Genomic DNA, 25,138 nt, shown 5'->3' on the forward strand with positions numbered 1-25,138 from the left:
GGAAAAAAGCTTAGGATTATGTGCCTAGTTCTTGGTACATGTAATGATCCGATAGCTTAAAATGTCTTGATACTTAATAATAATATGACCATGTTGGTTCATGATATCAAATAGCTCCGGCTCGAAATTTTTAGAAAATTGAAATTCCGGACTTTGATTACCATTGTTAGTGGCCAATTTTTCAGCTTTCAAATGAATGTTATGAAATCCTGTATTTTTTAAAAGTTGTTTCCAATCTTTCTCAAGCAATAAGGAATCTAAGGCGTAAAAACTCTTGATTTCCATCTCATCTTGGCTGGTTAATTTCTTGTTTATCGTCATTTCATTTGCGATCAAACGACCGCCATTTTTTAACACTCGATAGAATTCTTTTAGTGCTGTAGGTTTGTCAACAAAAGCTAACACAGATTCTGATAATATAAAATCGAAGGTATTATCATCGAATGGGATCTTTTCTATGGAACCATGGATTAATTGAATAGGGAAATTCAAGGTCTGAAAACGATTTTTTGCTTTTTCAATCATAATTGGATTGATTTCCAATCCAATTACTTTTGCTTGATATTGTTGATATATATATGCCGCAGTTTGGCCAGTACCGCACCCAGCATCCAAAATAATGGAATCCTTTGAAATATTTTCGTTTGAAAGCAAATTTTTTGTTAAATGGATACCGCCAGGATGGGCTCCGCCAACTCCAAACTTGGCCAAGAAATCAAAATATGTTAGGCCTTTCATAGACACCACCTAGTTCTCTTTTTTGCATAATATGAAAAAAGATGGTTAGAGGTTCATTTTTGAGGTAATGATCAATAAAGAAACAATAATAATATTATGTTAACTACAAATGATACTCTATGATTTGTATACCAATAATTAACATATCAGGTTCAGATTTAACATCATATTCCGATAAAAAATGCACAAATTAAGCAAATGGAAGGGAATGAAGTACTTCCATAACATGCTGAAGGAGTGCTGAAGATGAAAAGTTTAAGAAAACAGCCTTTTTTCAATTTGTTTATGCCTAAGCGAAAAAGCAGAGGAGCACTATGGGCATCTCTGGTAGGCCTAGGCTTAAGTGCGGCAGTTTTTGGAGTAACAAAAGGAAAGCGTAAAGATTTCGCACTTCCGATCCAAAATGCAGTAAAAAGCATGGCACCAAATTTTAACAACATAAACAGAATGGATACCGCTGCATTAACAGAGTTTTCGGAAGAATTATTAGAAAGTGCATTAAATAATAAACGTTGAATTAAAAAGTCCGCGGTTTTGCGGACTTTTTAATATGGAGGATTTGGAACTTTTCTTGGTTTATAATCGATGTCTTCAGAAGAATAGAGTTTAATGATTAACAAGTTGCTAAGCGTCCTTGCCCTTATTAACACAGGATGGTTGTATTTATTTTTAAATTCAAAATCTGGTCCATACCAACTAACCGTGGCGTCCCGACCAGGAGGGATATAGGGAACCTTACGTGTATGCGAAAAACGCTCGACAATTTGCAAGCCTGCATTATCTACTGCATTATAGAGAGTTGAAGATACTTGACAGATTCCTCCGCCAATGTCTTCTGAAAATTCCCCTCTCACAATAACTGGTGCACGTAAATAACCACGGGCGACGGTTCTTTTCCCTACTACTCGGTTAAATGAAAACGTCTCCCCTGGAAAAACAACATGATTATTAATCGCCATTGCAGCCAAATGGATATTATTGGAGCGGTTTTTATTTTGTGGATTAAAGGATGTAACATAACGACCAATCCGAAAGCTCCCAATATTCTCAAGTAATTCACTATCCACTTTTGGATAAAGAATAGACATGGGTATCTCTATTCTAGTAGGACTATGATCAAAGAAATATGTATAAATTTGTTCTGTAAAAGCTTGACGATTAATCTGATAACCGACTTTCTCTGAATGAATATTATCGTGTTGGTCTAAATAAGCATTTTCAGGTGGGATAGAATATTGTTTGTCGAGTTGATTCAAAAATTGATTGTATTTTTTTGTATTAACTATTGGTAAATCTATGTGCGGGTTGGTGTAATCCAGATGATTAATATGTGAGACAGGCTGCCCGTCTTTTGTAATAAGTAAACTAACTGAAGAATCTGCATGCTGAGCAATCAGCATTGCCCCAAATATCATAGATAAGATCATTTGCTCTAAACCTCCTCTACATAATATAAGTCGAAATAGACTATATCATGTAATAGAAAACGCCATTTATTATGTTAAAAACGGGAAAATAGTATTTTCGCAGGTTTAATAGTGTTATTTAGTAATATAGAATAATTTTTACGTGTGAATGGTGGGGAATATTGTGAAAATGAAAATTTTATGGATGTTTTTTTGTGCTATTCTTTTGTGTAGCCCCATTAATACTCTGGCTGAAACAAACGGAACTGTTTACTCCGGCTGGAAGTATGATAATAGTAAATGGTTTTACTATGGAAGTGATGGTGTTATGCGGCAAGGCTGGGTAAATGACCAAGGGAAATGGTACTTCCTCGACAGCAGTGGGGCGATGAAGACAGGCTGGCTTTTATACAAAGAAAGATGGTATTTTCTTGATCGCAGTGGAGTCATGCAGACGGGCTGGCTCTTACAAAATAACCAATGGCATTATTTAAATCATTCTGGAGCAATGCAGACAGGCTGGATATATTTAAATAAATGGTATTATTTTAATCAAAAGGGAAGCTGGATTCCCAATACTCTTACGGACCAGTTTACAACAATATCTGACAATAATCAGCTTATACTTGTCACAACAAACGGTTATAACACGAATAAAGCGAAAATCCAAACTTTTGAAAAAATTGATAAAGTTCGAAATGGAAGGTTCTATCGGTTAATAAATAAAAACCTTTGTATATCAAGGGTTTGAACGATTATTATAAAATGTAAAATTGACTGCGTTCCGATTTTGTGCCGATTTGATTTTATCTTTTAGTTTAGGAGGCGAACTTTTGAAGTTCGTCTTCTTCTATTTTTTCAGTTATATCCAGATACGTATCCGCTGTTGTTTTGATGGTTTTATGTCCTAATCGATTAGATACATATTTCAGACTTGCACCGGATTCAAGAAGTAGAACAGCGTGTGTATGTCTAAACACGTGAGTGCCTTTATATTCTACACCGGCTTTTTTACAGTATTTTTGAATCATTTCACGAACAATAGAAGGTGTTAAATAATGACCATGATAATTTTGAAAAATGATACTATCCTCATTTTTACCGAATCTTTTATTTCCTAAAATTAATTCATTTTGCTTCAATTTAAACTTCTTTAATTCACGAACTAAATCTTGATCAATTTTAATTGAGCGATATGAAGAAGCATTTTTTAATGTTGTCAGGATTACATTATTGTTATTATCTCTTCTTGTTTGTTTATCGATCGTTACCTTATCACCATCGATATCAGACCATCTTAAGGCTAATGCTTCAGATATTCTTAAGCCGGTTTTGCTTAAGAATAACATAAGCATGTAATAAAGCTGATATTCAGGGAATCGCTGATGCTTATATGTTTTCATGAAATCCAATAGTTTGTTTAATTCTTCAAGGCTAAAATATTTAACTTCATCTTCTTTTTGCATAGCTACACTATCTTTAACCGGAACTCTTAATTTATCAGCTGGATTTTTTTCAAGCACTTCAAGTTCATGTACAGCGTGATGTAAAATACTTTTCATAACTGAAAGATATTTTAGCCTTGAGCCAAATGAATATTTTTCTTTTCCGTTTTCATCTAGTTCACCGAATTTGGCAATCCATCTTTTTATTTCAGTTCTACGAACAGTCATAATTTTTTTATGTCCAAAAGTGGGTAAAATGTGATTTCTAACAATCACTTCAAGTTGTTCAAATGTTGATTCCTTTACATTAGCTTTTTTATGTTCAAGCCAATCCTTTGTTACTTCATCAAATAGCATATTTCTATCATTTAATGTTTGACCATAATAAATCCGTTCTTCAACTTTTGCAGCTTCAATTTCCGCTTCTTTTTTCGTGCGGAATGTTCCAATACTTTTTTCTTTACCATCTTTTGATACACGTGCTTGCCATTTTCCACTTGGTAACTTTCTGAATGTTGCCATCTTTCCTTATCCCCTTTCAATCCTTTAAAACGATTTCGATAACGGTTTTTATTTTTGCTCTTTCCTCCTTTTGTCAGTAGCCTGTCCTGAAAAAGCCACCTTAAGATATAAAATGTACCCTATAGAGTAGACACGAAAAAAAAGTCTACCTACAGGGTACTTTTTTGTATAATTAAACAACACAACAAAGAGAAAATCCAACATGGGACTGGAGAAAAATTATGAGTAAAAAGATTTTCACAGAGAAAGATCTCAAACTGCTATCGGCTAATAAATATGTTAAATCTGTAAGTTTAAAAGGGATCACCTACACTGAAGAATTTAAGCATATTTTCATTGAAGAAAATGAAGGAGGAAATTTACCTAGACAAATATTTGAGGAATGTGGATTTGACATAGATGTTTTAGGAAAAGATCGCGTAAAAGGTGCAGGTAAGAGATGGCGTGCTGCTTATAGAGAAAATGGAGTAGCCGGACTACGTGATACCAGAGCTGAGAACTCAGGAAGGCCAATTAGAGAGAGCTTACGATAGAAGAGAAATATGCAAGACTAGAAGCCCAACACAATTTATTAAAGGCTGAGAATGAACTTTTAAAAAAGATACGATTTGCAGAAAGGGGGTTGAAGAGAAAACAATAACTTTATCTCCTGACCAAAAGTTTATCCTTATCCAATCCGTTATTGAGAAGTTTAACTTAAAGAATATGGTTAGCTATTTATGCGATGTAGCTGGCGTCTCACGTTCTGGTTATTATAACTATTTCTCTGAAAAGTCACAACACCGAAGAAGGCAAAAAGAAGCAAAGGATGAGGAAGTGAAAGAGATTATCCTAAAGGCCTTTCATTTTAAAGGCCGCATGAAAGGGGCACGTCAAATCAAGATGACTTTGACGGGTCAATTTAGTGTTGACTACAATTTGAAACGTATAAGACGAATCATGAAGAAATACGATATTATTTGCCCCATTAGAAGGGCAAATCCATATAGACGGATGATGAAAGCTACACAAGAACATAGAGTTGTGCCAAACCTTCTAAATCGTGAATTTAAGCAAGATATACCAGGCAAAGTTCTCCTAACAGATATCACTTATTTATTTTATGGTAAAGGCCAGAAAGCTTATTTATCAGCCATAAAAGATGGTTCCACAGGTGAATTATTAGCCTATAATCTATCGGAACGAATGACCATTGATTTGGCCACAGACACCCTAATAAAACTAAAGAAGAACAAACACTTTAAAAAAGCGAAAGATGCCCTGATCCACTCAGACCAGGGAGTACATTATACGCATCCTGAATTCCAAAAAGCAGTAAAGAAGCTTGGTTTACATCAGTCTATGTCTAGACGGGGGAACTGTTGGGATAATGCCCCTCAAGAGTCTTTCTTTGGTCATTTTAAGGATGAGGCTAATATTAAAGCATGTACAAATCTAGATGAATTAAAAAAAGAAATTAAGCAATATATGACGTATTACAATCACTATAGATACCAATGGAATTTAAAAAAGATGACCCCTGTTCAATACAGAGATCATCTTCTTAAAACTGCCTAGGCTTTTTTTAAAATGTCCTTTACAATGGGTACACTTTATGTTAGTAGAGTGTCTAACATTTACGGGGCAGAACATTTCGAAGTGCTTTTTTCTTTTGGATTAAGCTTAAATCACAAAGGAAAGTTGGATATAAAAAGCTCTTTTCCTTTTTTATTCTTATCCCGTTTTTGTGAAATAGAATATTTCCAACTCTCTTGGTTTAAAAAAAATGATTCATGCTGATAAATCGACCTAACTTCAGGACAATCATCGATCGTGAGGAGAAACTTATGATTAGTTTCTGTAAGAAGGCTTGCAAGATAAAAATGGTCTTCATGAGACATACTTACAGGGTAAAGGGAATCGCCTTTTACATAATAAGGTGGATCAATAATCATAAAGACATTTTCACCTGGAGCTAAAATTACGTCGTCGAAACTTAAATTAGTTATTTTTACCCCTTGTAGTTTTTTTGAGCATTCTACAATCCTTTTACATAACATTTGAGGATTCCAACGACAATCAATGGGGTAGTCAGATTTTTGTTGCATTCCGCCAATGGGATTAGCAGTGTAGATTCCTGAAAAATTTGTTCTGTTGAAAAAAAGAAAATCAAAAGCCTGGTCCAAAATACTATTGTAACTTGAAATATTTCTTTTTTCTTTCCATAATTCCAAGGTTGGTTTCGTATTTAATATTTTTTCACAAATTTCTTCATGAAGCTGAACACGTCTGTCCACTGAATTAAATTTGTTGGAAAATCCTCCCCAAACAGCCCCCAATACCTCCCCCAAATAGTTAGAGGAGAATACATGATTATACAAAGCAGAAATAAAAGAAAAAACCCTAGAAGCGTTGATATAACGCGGTTTCTAGGGTTTTTGTCAATGCTCTTTAAAGAGCAAATCAATTAACGTGAGTAATCATCTACATTCGTTAAAACCCTAGTATTCAAGGGGATTGAAGGCTGTATTTTTAAAACCTCCCCTAATTTATAAATTTAGTACCTCCGAAAAATTTACAGATTCTTCTTCCAAGGCTTTGTAGTTATGACTATAAGTATCCCAAATCATTTGAGGAATATTTCCTAACCGTTCAGCTATCACATTAACAGACTGTTTTTTACTGATTAGGATTGTTGCGTGGGTATGGCGTAACCCATGAGGTGTGATGGATTTTAAACCTGTCTTTTTGATGATCCTGTCAAAGCTATACTTGATGGTGTTTTCTCCTGTAGGAGTTCCCGTTTGATATGAAATAAAAACAAAGTCATTTTTACCAAATGACAGCATTGTCTGTTTACACCAAGTACGCCCAGTAACATTCCTTGTACCAGTTGTGCCTTATTGATCGAAAGAAACGCTTCCTGTTGGGTTGTCATAAAACCTGACTCTTCTCACATTCAATTTTCAAATCCTATGTATACTCTGTAAAACAAAAGAAAAGCTTACTCCAAAAAGCCGTGACTCACGACTTTTTGGGTCAGCTCATGTTTTTCCTTATTAATTCAAGCTAGTAAAGGTTTTAGGATTATGATGTTTTGATAGTAATGTCTTCTTGTTCTTGTTCATTGCTTACAGGGGAATTTTTAACCGGTAACGCCTTTTTAAAAACGTTCCATAACACAATGACAATAGAAATCCCTAATAAAGTCGCTGTGATCGGTCTTTCAAAGAACATCAGGAAACTTCCCAAAAAAGTTTTTTCAATTTTATTTTTTTCATTATCTACTCCACTCCCCACAATTTTCTTATTGCTTGAAGACAAGACAATTATTTTTCTAAAGTTGATCAGATTTCATCACTGCCTTTAAACCATCTCTGTGCATTCAAAAGCATCATATCTTTAATCTGTGCTTCAGTGACTCCTAGTTCGATTAATTCAGGGACAATTTCATCCATAATATAAGACATCGTCCACTTGGGTCTTTTTTTCATTTCGCTTTCCGGAAACCAATCCGTAGAGCAACAGTAGTCCTGAGATAAAAACATTCTATTTGAAAAACCCTGCTTAACCAATTCGATAACGGTTGTATTTCGTTTTTCAGATGACATTCTGGCGGTTATTCCATAACGATCCATTCCAATAAACGCTCCATAAGAAAGAACTTTTACTATATATTCCAAGTTATCTGTATCCCCAGTATGTCCAATGAGAATACTATTGGGCGCAACACCTTCTTCCCTGAAAATTTCCAGTTGCCTAATTCCATTCATACTTTGTGGATGTGAGTGTGTCATGATGGGCACACCCGTTACTTGATGAGCTTGTGCCACAGCTCGTATTACTTTTTCAACATCAGGGGTAAATCCCTGTTCGTCTGTTGCACATTTCAGAAATCCTGCTTTTATCGAAGTATTTTGAATACCAACTTCTATGTCTCTGATAAAAACTTGTGCCATGTAATCAATATTCCTATTTTGAAAATGTTGGGGGAGATCGTTAAATGTGTAAATTCCTGTTGCACAAATAATCTGCATCTCTGTTTCAAGGGCAACCTTTTCCATAAAGTGAACATCTCTTCCAATCCCCATGACTGTCGGGTCACAAATGGTTTTGATCCCCTGCATCTTTACCCTGTTTACTTGTTCTACCGCATTCTTAAATTCTTTTTCTTCATCATAAATATGAGGAAACTGAACGAGTACAGCTTCAGAACAAATTCGTAAATGTTCATGTACTAATGTCCTTCCAAGTTCTGAAAAATCTATTTTACCAGTTACAGTATTCACATATTTCATCGTATGAATCTCCTTTTTATAGTTTCTTAGATAAGTAAGGTGCAAAACAGTATTCTTTTACATATCCATAACAGATTCATCATGAGAATATTCGGATGTGACCTGTTCAGTTTTATTTAGAATAGTAACTATAATTCCAAATACATAACAAATAGATCCAAAGATTAATACTGCACCGCTTAGTTGCATATGTTCTGCCATAAATCCTACAATAGTAGGTGTAAGAGCCCCTCCTATCCGTCCTATATTAAATGTAAGTCCAACCCCAGTTGATCTCAAATGTGTCGGATATAATTCTCCTAGGTAAGCGCCGAATGTTCCCCAATAACCATAAATAACGAAACCAAATATGATTCCTACTAGAAAAAGGAAGGTTATATTTTGAATGAGCATATAGGCGATAATAAGTACGATTGAAAGAGATTGTCCTAGCAATAAAGTGAACTTTCTATAATATTTATCTGATAAATATCCACCAACTTGGTGACCAAACACAGCACCAATATTTAAAACGATTAGAAACCAACTTGCCATCCCAAGCGACAAATTATGACTTTTCACTAAAAAAGTGGGTATCCAAGACGAAGCAGCCCAATATGCGCCTAAATTAAACAGTAAAAGTAAACTTGCCAATATAGTTCGTTTTACGTAACCATCTTTAAAAAGCATCCATAGAGTAAAGGTACTTTTTTCTTCCTTCACTTTTTTTGTTTTTTCCTTCCAATTTGGTGGTTCCTTTAATCCTCTCCTAAACATTAATATAATAAATGCAGGCAATATACCTATTAGGAACAGAACTCTCCATCCAAATGCAGGTAAAATTAAGAATCCAAGTAATGACGCAATAGCATACCCTACAGGATAACCACTATGAACAAAAGAAGTTGCCTTTGCCCTATGCCTTTTTGGCCAATATTCAGAAATTAGTGAGGCTCCAAGTCCCCATTCGCCTCCTAATCCAAGTCCAACAAAAAATCGAAAAATTCCAAGCTGTACTGGATCTTGTGCAAAAGCTGAAATACCAGTAAAAATTGAAAAAAAGATGACAGTAAATGTTAACATTCTTACCCTGCCAAAATAATCACCCAAAATGCCACAGCCAATTCCTCCTACCATCATTCCTACTAATGTTGCAGAACTAATAAGACCTGCTTCTCCAGTTGACATATTCCATTGTGTTAATAAAAGTGGAATAACAAGGGCCAAGAGCATGGCATCCATTGAATCCATGCACCAGCCTGCAAAAGATGTCCATAAACTTTTCCATTAGGTTTTTCCTACTTCAGGGTCATTTCTTACATTTGAAGAATAAATCATCATTTTCCTCCTCGCATATTAAGTAAAAGCTTTATCTCTAAAGTTTTGTAGAACCTCCTTTTAAATAAATTTAGAACATTCGCTAAATGTAAGCGTTTGAATTTTTTTCAAGAGCAAATGGGAATAAGGAGAAAAGCATGATTATTGAAAGCGGAAGAAAAAATCATCAGCAATGACCATACAGCTACGTTTAGTTAATAAATCTTTCAATTTTGTCAAAATACTGATATTTCATAATCTTGTATTCTTATGATAAACAAACACTTTACAAATGTACAATATATTTCTAATATTAATATCATATCCCCAGCATATGATAATTGAAAAAATGATAAAATAAACTATGGTTATATTAATCAGAAAATTTAGAATATATGGATAGGTCAGGTGAAAACGAGTGGACTTTAGAAATTTTAAGTATTTTGAAGCAGTGGCAAGGTTAGGAAACATTACAAGGGCTGCTAAGGAATTAAACATGTCACAACCACCCCTTAGCCAACAAATTCTAAATATGGAGAATAATCTGGGGGTAATGTTATTTGAACGACACAAAAAGGGAGTCATTTTGACTGAAGAAGGAAAACTCCTTTTACAAAAGGTAACTCCTTTCCTTCGTCAATATCATGAACTTCTTGGCTATTTATCAGATCCTCAAAATTTAGTTATGGGAAATATTACGTTAGCTATTTTACCCGTTTTTTCGGCTACGATAGGTGAGGCGTTGGCACATATATGGAGCGAAAACATAAATATTCATTTTTCAATTAAAGAAGGCCATTCAAAAACAATCGTTTCATTAGTACAAAGTGGAGAAGCTCATTTGGGGATTACTCGTTTACCTATCCATAATACAGAACTTAATTATTCTATCCTAGGAAACGATCCTATTCGAGTTGTTCTTCGTAAAGATGATCCATTAATTGCAAAGGAGAAAATTTTACCGAGGGATTTAAAGGGGAGGCCATTGGTTTTAATTCGTGGAAGTACTACCCATAGTGCTTTCGCACAAATTGTCCAGAGGTTTGAAGAAGCTAAGATAAAACCTACTATCATCGGACATACAGAAACTGTTCTTACACTTCTTAAGATGGTGAAACATGGACCGGGAATCGGACTTGCTCCGCAGTCTGGTTGTTACCAATCGACAGATGGTTTAGAAATAGTACCATTTGGAGAATCGGAGATTTACATACCTACTGCTGTTATATGGCGGCAAAATGAGACGAATCCTACGGTATTAAAATTAAAGAACTTAATCACTAAGTATTGCGCTATTAAGTGACGTTTCTTAGTTTAGTAGAAAAAACATTCCCATCTCTGTTTTTTAGGAGATGGATTTTTTATAACTGTTTAGACTTAGGTATTGTTATTTTTATAAATTGGGTTTTTACGTTGATATTCATAAAACATACGAGTTACATATGGATAACATATCATTTTGGTATTTTACATATTGATAACTATTTTTTACACTTTTATCAAAGGATGAAATTCAAAATGTTCAAAAAATTATAGGAGGTATATCCCTTTAGACGTTTATTTTTTGATTCTTTAACAATTTACATCTCATTAAACAAATAAAATTAGTAACAATTTGTTTTTTATTAAATTGTTACCATTTCCAAAGGAGCGACTATATGGGGAATTTAAATAATGCTGTCAGCTGGATAACAGGAGCCACCGGGAGTATAGGAGGTGCGGCATGTAAAGCTTTAGCAAGATCAGGTAGTCACGTAGTCGTTTCTGATATAGATTTCGACCGTGCTCAGGACCTTTCTATCCAATTAAAAGATTTAGGTGTCGAGGCTTTACCCATTCAACTAGACGTCTCAGATCAAAAAGGTGTTGAATCTGTTGCAAAGGTTATAAAAGATACGTTTGGGCGATTGGACATTCTGGTAAATGGTGCGGGTATATCTCCAAAAGGAGAAAACGGACGAGTTCCAGTGGAAAACATGGATGTAGAAGAATGGCATAGAGTGATAAACATCAACTTACATGGAGCATTTTATACCTCGCAGGCTGCTGTTAAATTAATGAAGGAAAATCAAAGTGGTCATATTGTGAATATTGCCTCTCAAGCTGGAAGATCCTATAGTGCCGTTACTGGAGCTCATTATGCTGTTAGTAAAGCAGGTCTTATTTCTCTTACGCGTCAAATGGCTGGAGAACTCGGTCCAAGTGGAATTTATGTAAATGCAGTTGCCCCAGGACGCATTGACACTCCAATGATTAAAGATGTTGCAGAAGAAGTAAACCGACAAATAATAAATAATATTCCATTAAGACGACTAGGAACACCTGAAGAGGTGGCAAATACTATTCTATTTCTAGTTACTCCTCAATCAAGTTATCTTACTGGAGTAGTTATAGACATAAATGGTGGAAGATTGATGATATAGTAATTAATTTTGTTGGGGATTGTTAAAATACACCAGGGAAGCATTTCATTGAAATGAATTGGAGGAATTATTGGTGAAAGCCTTACTTAAACAAAGCTTTGATCCTGGAGATGTTTTATTGCAACAAGTAGTTAAACCAGAACCGGGCCATAATGAAGTGGTCATTAAAATACACTTTGCCGGCATTTGTGGAACGGACATGAAAATATATGATGGACATTATCATGCTTATAAGAATCCTTTGGTCCTTGGACACGAATTTAGTGGTCAAGTTGCAGAAGTTGGTACTGGTGTGCAGGATTTAGTGATCGGCACGAATGTTGTGGCCCGTACGATTTATTCTTCATGCGGGAAATGTGAATCATGTTTTGGAGGAAGAGAAAACCTTTGTACGGAAAAGACTCGAATTGGTTTTGATCATGATGGAGTTTTTACTGAATATGTAAAAGTTAATAAAGATCAAATCCACGTTCTGCCTAAAGAAATTGATTTGGTTACAGCAGCATTATTAGAACCTTTTACAGTAGTGGTACATGCTTTGAATCAAATTACAATTAGGCCATCCGATGTGGTCCTTGTGATTGGTCCTGGGCCGATTGGACTTATGACAGTACTTCTTTGTAAAGCTTACGGTGCTACAGTTGTTGTAGCTGGACTTAAGCAAGACAAGAAGAGACTTGAGTTAGCTCAAAAAGTGGGAGCTGATTTGGTTTTAGTTTCTGATCAAAATAATAGTGAGGCTTCATTATTGGATTTAACAGACGGCCAAGGCCCAAACATTGTTTTGGAGTGCTCAGGGACTGCAGGAGGCGTAAATCAAGGTTTAGAGTTATGCAGAAGAGACGGCCAATATGTGCAAATAGGCACTCGGAGCACACCCATAACTGTTGATTTTATGAAAATTGCTTATAAGGAAATTAAAGTTATTGGGAGTATTGGACACACGAAACTTGATTGGGAAAACTCGATTCGTATTGTTCAAGATGGAAAAGTCGATTTTTCACGTCTGATTGATCATTTTTATTACCTAGAGCAGTGGGAAGAGGCCTTTCAAGCTTTTAAAAACAAAGAGCAGACCAAGGTACTCTTTAAGCTATAAGTTGGTCCTTAGTAGATTTCTAACCATATCTTTTCTATAAAAATACTAATTCATAGGAGGAATAGTTATGCAGCGTCATGGAGGTTATATGTTAGTTGATACACTTATTAGACATGGAGTAACTCATGTTTTTGGAATGCCAGGGGGACAGGCAAATGCATTTTATGATGCATTATATCAACGTAAAGAAGATATCACTCATATTTTGATTAGAGATGAAACTACAGCAGGTTTAGCAGCAGATTCATTTTCGCGAGTAACAGGTCGAATTGGTGTTTGTGATGCTACTGTAGGCCCAGGAGCTACTAAATTCCCTTCCGGACTAATGGAAGCTTTTAATAGTTCAGTACCTATTCTAGTACTTGTAAGTGATCACCCACAAAATTCTGTTCTATTGCAACAATATGGACGTATTAGCCAAGGTGGAAATCAACTTGAAATGTTAAAGCCTTTTGCTAAAGAGACATTTAATGTTCCAAGTATTGAAATGCTTTCTAAAGTAGTAGGTGCTGCTATTCATACGGCAGTTTCAGGTCGTCCTGGCCCAGTTGTTGTTCAGATACCTCAAAATGTTTTCCAAGCGACAACAGATTTGGAACCGCTATCAGGAACTAGTAATCACCCTAAATTCAGATGTTCTGCACCTGAATCTGAAATTGCTAAAGCAGTACATCTCCTTACAGCTGCTAAGAAGCCTATTATTCTTGCAGGCGGAGGTCTTCAACTTTCTCAAGCTTATGATGAGATTGCCCAATTATCAGAGAATTATAAGATTCCAGTCGTAACGACATTGACTGGTAAAGGAAGTGTGGCTGAAACTAGTGACTTATGCCTTGGAGTACTGGGTGAGCTAGGAAGTCCATGTGCAAAAGTAGTTGCTGACCAAGCAGATGTAATTCTTGCAATTGGATATAAGCATTCTCAAAATAGCTCTTATCGTTGGACTTGGCCAAGAGCAGATCAGGAATTAATTCATATCGATGTGGATCCTGCTGAATTCGGACGAGTGATTAACGCAGATGTTGCATTATGGGGAGATGCACGCGAAGTCCTAAAACAAATCTTAGTGGAGTTGAAGGGTTCAAACTTCGAAACTTCTAGTGAATGGTTAAATGTAGTCAAAGTAGAAAAAGAGAAGTGGTTACTAGCTCGCACTGAGGAGTGCTACAGTAAAAATAATCCTATTTGGCCTCAAGCTGCTGTTCAAGCTATAGTGGACCAATTGGGAGAAAATGATTTTGTTACTTGCGATGCTGGTTTTTCAAGTGGCTGGGCTGGAGGTTTCCTGGAATTAAAAAGACAAGGTCGTCAAATCATTCTTCCACGTGGAGCTGCGGGATTAGGTTCTTCTCTGCCATTTGCTCTTGGAGTAGCTATGGCTCGTCCAGGATCACGTATAATAGCTATTAGCGGTGATGGTGCATTTAGTTACAATGTTGGTGAACTAGCAACTCTTAAACAACTAAATTTACCAATTATCAATGTAGTCTTTAATAATGCAGTTTTATCATGGTCAAAATGGACACAGCAACTTAATTTCGATAGAAATAATCAATCTGTTGAGTTAGGAAGTTACGAGTTTGGAACGATTGCTGAAAGTTATGGAATCGTTGGAGAAAACGTTCGAAACATAGAAGATTTAGGACCAATCTTGAAACGTGAACTTGCAGCAAACCGTCCAAGTGTAATTAATGTGTATACAGATGAATGGCAAGCTCCAACTATGCCTTATCGTGAGGCCATGAAAAAGGCGAAACAAGGACCAGTAACTAGTCAAGCATACTAAACATTTCTTTCATTCAGATGTTGTTATTGTTTTTCCATAATTTTATCTAAAGGAGAGAATTTAGTATGTTAGTACAATCAAAAGTGTTGTTTAACTATATCGGGGGAGAATGGGTAGAAGGTTCTACTACTAAAACACAGCCTGTTTATAACCCTGCAACAGGAGAAATAATCGCAGAAGTACCTCTTTCTGCAAAAGAAGATGTAGACAAAGCCGTACAAGTGGCAAACGAAGCCTTTCAATCATGGTCACAAGTCGCAGTTCCAAAGCGTGCTCGTATTCTATTTAAATATCAGCAATTGTTAGTAGACAACTGGGATGAACTTGCTAGATTAATTACTATTGAAAATGGAAAAAGTTTCAAAGAAGCCCATGGTGAAGTATTACGAGGAATTGAGTGTGTAGAATTTGCATCTGGTGCACCAACATTAATGATGGGAAAACAACTTCCAGATATAGCTACTAATATTGAATCTGGTATGTATCGTTATCCAATCGGAGTGGTAGGCGGTATTACCCCGTTTAACTTTCCAATGATGGTACCATGTTGGATGTTTCCACTTGCAATTGCATGCGGCAACACATTTGTCTTAAAGCCATCAGAGCGTACTCCACTTTTAGCTAACCGTCTTGCGGAGCTATTTAATGAAGCAGGATTACCAAAAGGTGTTTTGAACATCGTTCACGGTGCGCATGATGTAGTAAATGGGTTACTTGAGCATAAACTTGTCAAAGCAATCTCATTCGTAGGCTCACAGCCAGTGGCAGAATACGTGTACAAAAAGGGAACGGAAAATTTGAAGCGTGTTCAAGCATTAGCAGGTGCAAAAAATCACTCCATCGTGTTAAATGATGCGGATCTTGCAGATGCTGCTTCCCAAATTTTTAGTGCAGCATTTGGATCTGCAGGTGAGCGCTGTATGGCTGCCTCTGTTGTAACAGTACAGGAAGAAGTTGCAGATGCACTGATTCAAAGATTAGTAGAAACAGCGAACAACATCGTAATCGGAAACGGATTGGAAGAAACCGTATTCCTAGGGCCAGTGATACGTGATGAACATAAGAAGCGCACGTTGGGCTATATTGAATCAGGCGTTCAAGATGGAGCCCGCCTCATTCGTGACGGAAGGAAAGACGCGGCGGTAAAAGGTGATGGTTATTTTGTTGGACCGACTATTTTTGATCATGTTACACAAGAAATGAAAATCTGGCAGGATGAGATCTTTGCACCAGTATTATCTGTAATACGCGTCAAAACATTAGAAGAGGCTATTGAAATTGCAAACAATTCTAGATTTGCAAACGGTGCTTGTATCTATACGAACGATGCCAGAAGCGTACGTAAGTTTCGTGAAACCATCCACTCTGGTATGTTAGGAGTTAATATTGGAGTACCAGCACCAATGGCGTTTTTCCCATTCTCCGGGTGGAAAGATTCTTTCTACGGTGATCTTCATGCGAATGGTACGGACGGAGTGGAGTTCTATACAAGAAAGAAAATGGTGACGGCAAGATATTAAAACATAAGTGTGTAAATGGTATTTGATTAAGCGACCTTATTATTCTTTTTAGAATTTAAAAGGTCGCTTCAATGATTTTTATTATTGGTATTATGTTGTTATTTTAATAACTAAAGAGTTCAAACGATGTAAGAGACCTGTTTTATTCAATGAAAGTACGTTAATCCCGGTAAAGGGTGGATTATTATATAGGTGAAATTCTAAATCGAAACGTAGAATAGGCCGTTTTTTAGGTATTATGATTGGCATGGAACTTGCAAGTTATAAAAGTAGTTAAACTAAAGGGGGAGTAATTATGAGGAAGAGAATACTTACAGCTTTAATGTTAGTATTGGTTTTAATTTTAGGAGCATGTACACAGTCATCAAATGGTTCTGGTAAAAATGAAAGCGGAAACATAAAAGTTGGTGCGGTTCTTCCATTGACAGGACCATCAGCCCTGTATGGACAGCAAACATTAGATGGTGCGAAATTGGCAGCCAAAATGATTAATGATGATGGCGGGATATTAAAAGGACGCAAAATTACCTTAGTAACTGAAGATGATCAATCAAAGCCGGAGTTAGGTGTAACGAAATTTAAGAAATTAATTGAAAGTGACAGAGTTAATGCCATTACTGGAGGGTTAAACAGTTCCGTTACCATGGCAACAAAAGATGTTGCTAAAAATAAATTATTAAATGTTGTTACTGTTTCAAAAGCTCCAGATATTATGACCGACCGTGATTCATTCCGTTTCCGACTAAATAGTACCATTGATATGGATGGAAAGGTTTTCCACAAGTTTATTGCAGAACAGCTTAAACCTAAAACGGTTGCGGTCATCGCTGAAAACACTGATTATGGTCAAGCTGAATTAAAGGCCTTGAAGAAAAACTGGTCTGGTAGTGGGAAACCCAAAATCGTCGCAACTGAGTTTTTTGACTTTACTGAAACAGATTTTACTAACCCGTTAACAAAGTTAAAGTCAGCCAATGCTGATGCATTATATGTTGTTGGTGCTGGCATTGAAATAAATTCAGCGATTTTCAAACAAGCACATCAGCTTGGTTTTAATAACACGATGAAGTTACTTGCACCCGGTAATATCAATTCAAAAATGGTGGAGTTAGCAGGTGATGTTGCAGAAGGAATCATTTCTGCCGACCTATATCAAAATACCATTGATAATGAGATGAACAAAGAATTTGTAGCCGCATTTGAAAAAGAATACAATCATAAACCGGAAAAAGAGGAAATGTTAGGTTTTGAATCCATCTGGTTTGTGGCAAAAGCAATGGATAAAGCAGGATCGTCCACTGACTATAAGGCTATATCTAAAGCTTTAGAAAGTGAAGATTGGCAGTCACCAAGAGGTGATTTAAAGTTTGAGAACGGCCAAGCTTTAGGAGAAGTTATCCCATTAACTGTTAAGGATGGTAAAGTAGTTCCATATCAACAGTAGATTGATAGACACTAACCAAATAGCTTCTATTGGAGAAGCTATTTGGTTAAAAATTCAATGATTTCCTTGTTTATTTCCATAATGAATAAAGAATGATACTTATATTTAAAAGGAAGAAAGGTGGATATATTTTTGGAAATTATCAATCAATTAGTAGCGAATGGGTTAGTTATTGGATTAACTTATACCTTGTTTGCTTTAGGAGTAACGTTAATTTTCGGAATATTAGGAATGATCAACTTTGCCCATGGTGAATTTTATATGCTTGGGGCATTTGGATCGTATATCCTTCAACAAGAATTAGGATTAAATTATTTCCAGGCAGGAATTGTGACTATCATCATCATTTGCTTGATTGCATGGTTGATTGAAAAATTTACGCTCAGGTCATTACTTGATACCGATCATTTAAACTCATTACTTGCCACCTTTGGTTTAAGTATTGTTTTATTGAACATGGTTGCCATTGCATATGGAACGACTCCGAGGCAAATAAGTAGTCCGTTTAACGGTGTCGTACATATTGGAAATGTTTTTATCACTCAACAAAAAATAGTCATTGTCCTTTTGGGTATTGTGGTCATCGTGTTGCTAAATCTCTTTATCAAGCACAGTCATTTAGGGAAGCTCATGCGGGCCGTATCACAGAATAGAATGGGGGCCATGGTCTCAGGGATCTCAATTAAACGAATCTATTCCTTTACCTTCATCTTTGGGGTTTTATTAGCCACACTTGCTGGAATCCTCATCGGACCAACCACCTATGTAACACCCACAATGGGTACGAGTGTTATGTTAAAAGGTTTTGTCATCGTTATTTTGGGTGGGTTAGGTAGTGTTCCTGGGGCAATTATCGGCGGAATGTTACTTGGATTCGTTGAAACAGGGGCATCGTCCTTAGTGGGGAACTCTTGGAAGGATATTATTGGTTATGTAATCTTGATTCTCGTATTATTAATTCGTCCTCAGGGAATCTTTGGATTTCAAAGGAGGTCACAATAATGAAAAAGAAGCTGCCTTTCATCCTAATATTACTAATTTTAATTTCTCTCCCATTTAATTTTAATAATCCTTATTACTTAAATATTATCATCACATTTGGGGTTTTCTCGATCTTTGCTTTAAGCCTAAACTTTATTGTCGGTTACATTGGTGAAATATCATTTGGTCATGCTGCGTTTTTTGGCTTAGGTGCATACTTTACGACCTTAATAAATCAAAGCTTAGAATTTCCGTATTTTATTAGTTTACTCCTTGCCTTAGTATTAACCGGCTTTGTTGGAATGTGTGTCGGATTTTTATCACTTCGTCTCCAAGGTGTTCACTTTGCCATCATTACGCTGGCATTCGCAGAAGTGTTTCGCCTAATCATTCTTAATCTGACAGATATTACCCGAGGCGCCATGGGGCTAAGTGTTTCTTCTCCAATAATACCCTTTACGCAAACTTCTCTTACTGATCCAATGATTTATTACTACTTTGTTTGTCTATTGTTAGTAGGAGTCATCTATTTTATTAAATTCACATTAAGGACACCTTTTGGGAGAGGAATTTTAGCCATAAAAGAAGGAAGTCTGTTAGCAAGTTCAATTGGAATTCATGTTTCTAAATATAAAATTATTGCTTTTACGATTTCAGCCATTATTGCGGGGGTGGCTGGGGCATTGTACGCACCTTTTGTTGGAATTATTACCCCTGATCTTTTATCCGTCCATTATACAACTGAAGCTTTATTAATGGTAATTGTCGGTGGAAAAGGATTCTTGCTAGGACCATTGTTTGGTGCCTTTATCTTCACAGTTATTCCAGAATTCTTGTGGATGTCCCCGGAAGTCCAACTACTTGTATTCGGTATCATATTAGTTTTATCGATTAAGTTTATTCCTAAGGGGATTGCCAATCTGATTAAAGTGATTAGTACAAAAATGCAAAAGGATAAAGAGCCTAAACAACATTTAAAAAGTAGCATGGAGAAAGAAAAGGAGGTGTCATAATTTGACTTTATTATCAGTTTCCAATTTAAGTAAACGGTTCGGAGGTTTAAGTGCGAATTCAAATATATCATTTACAGTTGAGGAGCAAAGCATAGTTGGTATAATTGGTCCCAATGGTGCTGGAAAAACGACTTGTTTTAATCTGATAAGTGGCTTTTTACCACCATCAGAGGGAGAAGTTATTTTCAACGGTACCAATATAACTAAATTGAATGCCCATCAGACTGCATCATTAGGAATGGTTCGAACTTTTCAGCATACAAGCGTGTTTTCAGAACTTTCTGTGTTAGATAACATTCTGACGGGGCAGCATTTGGAAGTGAAGGGATTATTAAAATACGCCTTTACTAATCGGAAAAAGTACATCGAAGAGGAAAATAAGAGTAAACAAAGAGCAATTGAAATATTAAAGCTAATGGAATTAGAAGATAAGCAAGAAAAACAAGCGAAAAGTCTTCCGTATGGTGAACAAAGAAAGCTAGAAATTGCGATTGCCCTAGCTGCTAATCCAAAATTATTACTATTGGATGAGCCAGCAGCAGGCATGAATGAAACGGAGTCCGCTAAACTAGTTCAAATTATTAAAAAACTAAAAACAAAAGGCCTTACAGTTTTAATTGTGGAACATGATATGAAGGTTGTAATGAATCTTTGTGATTATATTGTTGTTCTAGATCAGGGTGCAAAATTAGCGGAAGGCACTCCAAAGGAGATTAGTAATAATTCTAAGGTAATCGAGGTTTATCTTGGTACTCCTGATGAGGATCACCACACAAAAGAGGAAGGAAGTGTGGAATTTGCTTAAGTTAAAGGACGTTCATGTTTCATATGGTCCTATTAAAGCGGTTAAAGGAATATCTCTCCATATTAATGAAGGAGAAATGATTGCCTTAATTGGTGCAAATGGAGCGGGCAAGAGTACAACACTTAAGGCAATTGCAGGGATTGAACCAATAGAATCGGGTGAAATAAATTATTATGGAGAAAATATTTCAAATTCTCCATATTATAAGACCAACAATCTTGGGATTACGCTTGTCCCAGAAGGACGACAATTGTTCCCTGATATGACAGTAAAAGAAAATCTTGAAATGGGATACAAGAAATCGAAAAAAGGTGCAAGTTTGCGAGAGTTACTGGAAAAGGTCTATGAATATTTTCCAGATGTGTACATGAAAAGGAATGAACTTGCCAGCAGTTTAAGCGGTGGACAGCAGCAAATGGTAGCCATTGGGAGAGGAATCATGTCAGAGCCTAAGCTCTTGATGTTTGATGAGCCCTCATTAGGTTTAAGTCCTGTGTTAGTACAAAATGTAGTCAGTATTATTCGGACCTTGCATGAGAAAGGCCATAGTATATTGCTAGTAGAACAAAATGCGAACTTGGCCTTAAAAATGGCAGATAGAGGCTATGTTTTAGAGATGGGAAGAATAGTCCTTGAAGACAAGGCTAGTTCTTTATTAAAGAATGAGGAAATTAAAGCTGCATATTTGGGACTCTAATAATCTAATGTGTCATTGCATATTATTTTAAGGGTAAAAAACTAGATTCCAAGAATAAGGATGGAGTGATTACTATGCATTTGCGTCTGACAGACGAACAGAAAATGGTGCAAAAAACAATTAGAAGATTTGTAGAAAAAGAATTAATACCACTAGAAAACGATGTTCTTAGAAATGAACGCGAAGGCAAACCAAGTCTACCGCCAGGGAAATTGAAAGAGCTGCAATTAAAGGCTAAAGAAGCTGGGTTCTGGGGAATTAATACTCCAGAGCAATATGGCGGTGCCGATTTAGGTCAGATGATGATGGCAATTGTATTAATGGAAGTTTCCAAAACATTCGTTCCTTTTTCTTTCGGCGGTTCTGCTGATAATATCCTTTACTATGCGAATGAAGAACAAAAGAAGAAATATCTCATTCCAACTATCAATGGTGATAAGAAGTCCTGCTTTGCGATGACCGAACCTGGCGCAGGCTCAGATACACAGAATATCAAAATGACGGCCGTTAAAGATGGTAGTGAATGGGTCCTTAATGGTGAAAAGACTTTTATTACAGGCGGAAATGAAGCAGATTTCGTAATGGCAATTGCCATTACTGATAAACAAAAGCATCAGGAGACTCGTGGACGTGAAGGCGTAACCTGCTTTATTGTTGACCGTGAAATGGGCTGGAAATCTGAGTATATACATACTATGGGTGAATGGGGTCCAGCTGGTTTGGTTTTTGATAATGTTCGTGTTCCGGAGGAAAATATCCTCGGTGAACTTCACAAAGGCTATAACCTTGGATTAGAATGGATTGGTTTTGCAAGATGGATCGTGGGTGCAAGGGCTGTCGGTGCTGCAGAACGTTTATTACAAATGGCGATTGATTATTCCAAGGAACGGATTACCTTTGGCAAGCCAATAGCTGAGCGCCAAGCAATCCAATGGCAAATTGCAGATTCTGCAGTTGAAATTGAAGCGGCCCGCTGGCTTGTATTAAATGCGGCATTTACGCTTGATCAAGGTGAAGACAACCGACATTTGGCTTCTATGGCTAAATTATATGGCGCCAATATGGGTAACAGAGTCGTTGACCGCGTGCTGCAAATTCATGGCGGCATGGGTTATACAAGAGAATTGCCGATTGAACGCTGGTACCGTGAAGCTAGACTTTGGAGAATTTACGATGGAACAGATGAAATTCAGCGGATGATCATTTCTCGTAACCTTCTTAAAGGGCATGTGAAAGTTGGTCAATACGTTTAAAAGCTTTTTGAAAGCGTTGTCTAATTAGAAATATTTATTTTGGGAGGAAGAGAAATGGCAGGAAGATTTGCTGGAAGAGTTGCATTTGTAACTGGAGGCAGCCGTGGTATTGGAAAGGGGATTGTTGAGCTTTTTGCAAGCGAAGGTGCAAAGGTAGCCATCATCGATTTAAACGAAGAGGCATTAAGTGAAACAGCAAATGAATTAAGAGAAAAGGGCTATGAAGTTTATACCAAAGTTGCCAACGTTGTGGATTCTGAGCAGGTGGAGGCAGCTGCCAAAGAGGTACATGATACCTTCGGATCAATTGATATCCTTGTCAATAATGCCGGTGTGATTCGTGATAATCTGTTGTTTAAAATGACAGATTCTGATTGGCAAACCGTAATGGATGTCCATCTGAAAGGTTCTTTCAATGCTGCACGCGCTGCGCAAAAATATATGGTCGAGCAAAAATACGGACGTATTATTAATATATCTTCCACTTCGGCTCTCGGAAATCGCGGCCAAGCCAATTACGCTGCTGCCAAAGCAGGTCTTCAAGGCTTTACCAAAACATTGGCAATTGAGCTTGGAAGATATGGAATTACCGCCAACTCTGTAGCCCCTGGATTTATCGAAACCGATATGACAAAAGAAACTGCTGCAAGAATAGGTATTTCTTTTGAACAATTAATTCAAGCAAGTGTTTCAAATATTCCAGTGGGCAGAAGTGGCAAGCCTGAGGATATTGCTAATGCTGTTGCCTTCTTTGCAGATGAAAAATCATCGTTCGTAAGTGGGCAAGTCATCTATGTAGCCGGCGGACCAAAATGTTAATTAGGTGAGGTGGAGATGAATTGTTTAAAGATCAAATTGGCAAACAGTCTAACAAGGTAAAAAATGTTGTTGAAAGGGGAGCCGTAAAGAAATTTGCGGAATCCATTGGCGACCTTCATCCCATTTATTTTGATGAGGAAGTTGGCGCAAAGTCTAGATATGGAAAGAATATTGCCCCGCCAACTTTTCCAAGGGTTTTTGATTACGGTGTAATTGAAGGCTTAAACCTTCCTAACAAAGGATTAATTCACGGTGAACAAACGTTTCATTACGTCCGTCCTTTATTAGTGGGTGAAGAGGTTTATTGTTATTCAAAGGTAAAGAACTACTTTGAGAAAAAAGGTAATTTTGGTGAAATGGGCTTCCTCGTTCTCGAAAGCTATGGCGATGATGCGGCAGGAAATACCATTTTCAGTTCAACCTCAACGGTTGTCATTTCTGAAGCGGTGAGGAAGGTGTTGACCCGATGAGTACACTTACTGAATTAAACATTGGCGAATCGGTTAAAGAAATTCAATTAGAGCCTGTATCAAGGATGGACCTGATTAAATATTCGGGTGCTTCAGGGGATTTTAATCCGATTCATACAATCGACGATGAGGCGAAAAAGGCGGGACTGCCAGGCATTATTGCTCATGGCATGTGGACGATGGGAAATCTGGCAAAGCTGTTTACGGAATACTATGATGAAGGCTTCATCGAAGATTATTCGATCCGTTTTAAAGGCATGGTATTTTTGAATGATGTGGTTACCCTCAAGGCAACCTTAAAGGAAAAACAGGATGATAATCTTCGTTTTACCGTCCAAGCGGTGAATCAACAAGGCAACGATGTTTTAAAGGGTGAAGTAGTGTATCACCAATACTAACTAGATGATCAGAAATTGAAATTAGAGCCCGGCATTAAAAGGATTTCTTCTTATGCTGGGTTTATTACTATCAATTTTTAAAGGGTGATGATATGTCTGCAAAAATGGTTTTGAGCTATAAGCCGCCAGTTTTCACTTCATTTGAAGAGGAAAGACTGCATTTAAAACAAAAGTTAGCGGCCTCGTTCCGCTTATTTTCTAAATTTGGCTTTGATGAAGGAGTCGCCGGTCATATTACCGCGCGGGATCCTGAGCGGAAGGATCATTTTTGGGTAAATCCGTTTGGGATGCACTTTAGCCAAATTAAAGCTTCCGACTTAATTCTTTGTAACCATGATGGTGTGGTCGTTGAAGGCAATTATCCCGTTAATCGCGCTGCCTTTGCCATCCATTCACAAGTTCATGCCGCACGCCCTGATGTCATTGCCGCTGCGCATGCTCATTCGGTTTATGGTAAATCATGGTCATCTCTCGGTCGACTCCTTGATCCTATAACCCAAGACGCCTGCGCCTTCTATAATGATCATTCATTATTTGATGATTTTACCGGAGTCGTTTTGGACATTGAAGAAGGCCGTAGGATAGGAAAAGCGCTCGGAGACCGAAAGGCTTGTATACTTAGAAATCACGGGTTACTGACCGTAGGGAGATCTGTGGATGAAGCGGCCTGGTGGTTTATAACAATGGAACGTTCATGCCAAGCGCAGTTGCTAGCAGAAGGTGTTGGGTCTCCTGTGATTATTGAT

The 25,138-nt window shown here is 36.9% G+C and carries 24 protein-coding genes and 2 pseudogenes; 18 read left to right on the forward strand and 8 right to left on the reverse strand.

What is annotated here, in order from left to right:
* Nucleotides 1-24: 24 nt before the first annotated feature.
* Entirely contained in the window at nucleotides 25-738 is a 714-nt protein-coding gene (locus ABES02_RS15990; RefSeq protein ID WP_430136803.1) for a class I SAM-dependent methyltransferase, read from the reverse strand.
* 246 nt (nucleotides 739-984) lie between these two features.
* Between ABES02_RS15990 and ABES02_RS15995 the strand changes: the two genes are divergently transcribed.
* A complete protein-coding gene (locus ABES02_RS15995; protein ID WP_430136806.1) occupies nucleotides 985-1,254 on the forward strand; it encodes a hypothetical protein in 270 nt (89 codons plus the stop codon).
* 29 nt (nucleotides 1,255-1,283) lie between these two features.
* On the opposite strand, the gene ABES02_RS16000 is transcribed toward ABES02_RS15995, so the two are convergent.
* Complete coding sequence (locus ABES02_RS16000) at nucleotides 1,284-2,165, reverse strand: VanW family protein (protein WP_430136809.1); 882 nt, start codon at nucleotides 2,163-2,165, stop codon at nucleotides 1,284-1,286.
* 169 nt (nucleotides 2,166-2,334) lie between these two features.
* Between ABES02_RS16000 and ABES02_RS16005 the strand changes: the two genes are divergently transcribed.
* Nucleotides 2,335-2,895 (forward strand): hypothetical protein, encoded by a 561-nt coding sequence (locus tag ABES02_RS16005; RefSeq protein ID WP_430136843.1) that lies wholly within the window; start codon nucleotides 2,335-2,337, stop codon nucleotides 2,893-2,895.
* Between the two features lie 67 nt (nucleotides 2,896-2,962).
* Here ABES02_RS16005 and ABES02_RS16010 read toward each other — a convergent pair whose 3' ends face one another.
* On the reverse strand, nucleotides 2,963-4,111 hold the full coding sequence (locus tag ABES02_RS16010) for a tyrosine-type recombinase/integrase (protein WP_430136812.1): 1,149 nt from the start codon (nucleotides 4,109-4,111) through the stop codon (nucleotides 2,963-2,965).
* Between the two features lie 221 nt (nucleotides 4,112-4,332).
* Here ABES02_RS16010 and ABES02_RS16015 point away from each other — a divergent pair.
* Nucleotides 4,333-5,668: pseudogene (locus ABES02_RS16015) on the forward strand (IS3 family transposase).
* Nucleotides 5,669-5,778: 110 nt separating this feature from the next.
* On the opposite strand, the gene ABES02_RS16020 reads toward ABES02_RS16015, so the two are convergent.
* The 5 genes and pseudogenes from ABES02_RS16020 to ABES02_RS16040 all read right to left on the reverse strand — a co-directional run bounded on the left by ABES02_RS16020 (nucleotide 5,779) and on the right by ABES02_RS16040 (nucleotide 9,618).
* Nucleotides 5,779-6,429, reverse strand: a complete 651-nt coding sequence (locus ABES02_RS16020) for a DNA adenine methylase (RefSeq protein ID WP_430136814.1) — start codon at nucleotides 6,427-6,429, stop codon at nucleotides 5,779-5,781.
* Nucleotides 6,430-6,639: 210 nt separating this feature from the next.
* Nucleotides 6,640-6,948 (reverse strand): annotated as a pseudogene (locus ABES02_RS16025) (tyrosine-type recombinase/integrase); the annotation flags it as partial.
* A gap of 229 nt (nucleotides 6,949-7,177) precedes the next feature.
* Entirely contained in the window at nucleotides 7,178-7,414 is a 237-nt protein-coding gene (locus ABES02_RS16030; RefSeq protein ID WP_430136816.1) for a hypothetical protein, read from the reverse strand.
* Between the two features lie 23 nt (nucleotides 7,415-7,437).
* Nucleotides 7,438-8,388: a phosphotriesterase gene (locus tag ABES02_RS16035; RefSeq protein ID WP_430136818.1), complete on the reverse strand. Its 951-nt coding sequence runs from the start codon at nucleotides 8,386-8,388 to the stop codon at nucleotides 7,438-7,440.
* A gap of 57 nt (nucleotides 8,389-8,445) precedes the next feature.
* The gene (locus tag ABES02_RS16040) at nucleotides 8,446-9,618 is read right to left on the reverse strand and encodes an MFS transporter (RefSeq protein WP_430136821.1); all 1,173 of its coding nucleotides are present in this window, start codon (nucleotides 9,616-9,618) and stop codon (nucleotides 8,446-8,448) included.
* A gap of 484 nt (nucleotides 9,619-10,102) precedes the next feature.
* Between ABES02_RS16040 and ABES02_RS16045 the strand changes: the two genes are divergently transcribed.
* The 15 genes from ABES02_RS16045 to ABES02_RS16115 form a co-directional block, all read left to right on the forward strand.
* Nucleotides 10,103-10,987 (forward strand): LysR family transcriptional regulator, encoded by an 885-nt coding sequence (locus tag ABES02_RS16045; RefSeq protein ID WP_430136824.1) that lies wholly within the window; start codon nucleotides 10,103-10,105, stop codon nucleotides 10,985-10,987.
* Between the two features lie 355 nt (nucleotides 10,988-11,342).
* On the forward strand, nucleotides 11,343-12,107 hold the full coding sequence (locus ABES02_RS16050) for an SDR family NAD(P)-dependent oxidoreductase (protein ID WP_098934808.1): 765 nt from the start codon (nucleotides 11,343-11,345) through the stop codon (nucleotides 12,105-12,107).
* Nucleotides 12,108-12,180: 73 nt separating this feature from the next.
* The gene (locus ABES02_RS16055) at nucleotides 12,181-13,206 is read left to right on the forward strand and encodes a zinc-dependent alcohol dehydrogenase (RefSeq protein ID WP_430136826.1); all 1,026 of its coding nucleotides are present in this window, start codon (nucleotides 12,181-12,183) and stop codon (nucleotides 13,204-13,206) included.
* Nucleotides 13,207-13,273: 67 nt separating this feature from the next.
* Nucleotides 13,274-14,992, forward strand: coding sequence for a thiamine pyrophosphate-binding protein (locus tag ABES02_RS16060; RefSeq protein WP_098934806.1), 1,719 nt, complete (start codon nucleotides 13,274-13,276; stop codon nucleotides 14,990-14,992).
* A gap of 65 nt (nucleotides 14,993-15,057) precedes the next feature.
* Nucleotides 15,058-16,512, forward strand: coding sequence for a CoA-acylating methylmalonate-semialdehyde dehydrogenase (locus tag ABES02_RS16065; RefSeq protein ID WP_218348774.1), 1,455 nt, complete (start codon nucleotides 15,058-15,060; stop codon nucleotides 16,510-16,512).
* Between the two features lie 295 nt (nucleotides 16,513-16,807).
* Nucleotides 16,808-17,956, forward strand: coding sequence for an ABC transporter substrate-binding protein (locus ABES02_RS16070; protein WP_430136829.1), 1,149 nt, complete (start codon nucleotides 16,808-16,810; stop codon nucleotides 17,954-17,956).
* 132 nt (nucleotides 17,957-18,088) lie between these two features.
* On the forward strand, nucleotides 18,089-18,958 hold the full coding sequence (locus ABES02_RS16075; protein ID WP_180247623.1) for a branched-chain amino acid ABC transporter permease: 870 nt from the start codon (nucleotides 18,089-18,091) through the stop codon (nucleotides 18,956-18,958).
* Nucleotides 18,958-19,950 (forward strand): branched-chain amino acid ABC transporter permease, encoded by a 993-nt coding sequence (locus ABES02_RS16080; protein ID WP_430136831.1) that lies wholly within the window; start codon nucleotides 18,958-18,960, stop codon nucleotides 19,948-19,950. The genes ABES02_RS16075 and ABES02_RS16080 overlap by 1 nt, the downstream gene beginning before the upstream one ends.
* A 1-nt stretch (nucleotide 19,951) precedes the next feature.
* Complete coding sequence (locus ABES02_RS16085) at nucleotides 19,952-20,755, forward strand: ABC transporter ATP-binding protein (RefSeq protein ID WP_098934801.1); 804 nt, start codon at nucleotides 19,952-19,954, stop codon at nucleotides 20,753-20,755.
* Nucleotides 20,739-21,452: an ABC transporter ATP-binding protein gene (locus ABES02_RS16090; protein WP_306573013.1), complete on the forward strand. Its 714-nt coding sequence runs from the start codon at nucleotides 20,739-20,741 to the stop codon at nucleotides 21,450-21,452. The genes ABES02_RS16085 and ABES02_RS16090 overlap by 17 nt, the downstream gene beginning before the upstream one ends.
* Nucleotides 21,453-21,526: 74 nt before the next feature.
* Nucleotides 21,527-22,705: an acyl-CoA dehydrogenase family protein gene (locus ABES02_RS16095; protein ID WP_098934799.1), complete on the forward strand. Its 1,179-nt coding sequence runs from the start codon at nucleotides 21,527-21,529 to the stop codon at nucleotides 22,703-22,705.
* Nucleotides 22,706-22,759: 54 nt separating this feature from the next.
* Nucleotides 22,760-23,524, forward strand: coding sequence for a beta-ketoacyl-ACP reductase (locus ABES02_RS16100; protein WP_098934798.1), 765 nt, complete (start codon nucleotides 22,760-22,762; stop codon nucleotides 23,522-23,524).
* A gap of 20 nt (nucleotides 23,525-23,544) precedes the next feature.
* Nucleotides 23,545-23,994, forward strand: coding sequence for a MaoC family dehydratase N-terminal domain-containing protein (locus ABES02_RS16105; RefSeq protein ID WP_098934797.1), 450 nt, complete (start codon nucleotides 23,545-23,547; stop codon nucleotides 23,992-23,994).
* Nucleotides 23,991-24,392 carry a MaoC/PaaZ C-terminal domain-containing protein gene (locus ABES02_RS16110; protein WP_430136835.1) on the forward strand — a complete coding sequence of 134 codons (402 nt, stop codon included), beginning with the start codon at nucleotides 23,991-23,993 and terminating at the stop codon, nucleotides 24,390-24,392. Before ABES02_RS16105 ends, ABES02_RS16110 begins: the two co-directional genes overlap by 4 nt.
* 92 nt (nucleotides 24,393-24,484) lie before the next feature.
* Nucleotides 24,485-25,138, forward strand: a 654-nt coding sequence (locus ABES02_RS16115) for a class II aldolase/adducin family protein (protein WP_430136838.1), incomplete at its 3' end; no start/stop codon positions are given.

This window comes from Neobacillus pocheonensis (assembly GCF_050477905.1).
Classification (GTDB): domain Bacteria; phylum Bacillota; class Bacilli; order Bacillales; family Cytobacillaceae; genus Neobacillus; species Neobacillus pocheonensis_A.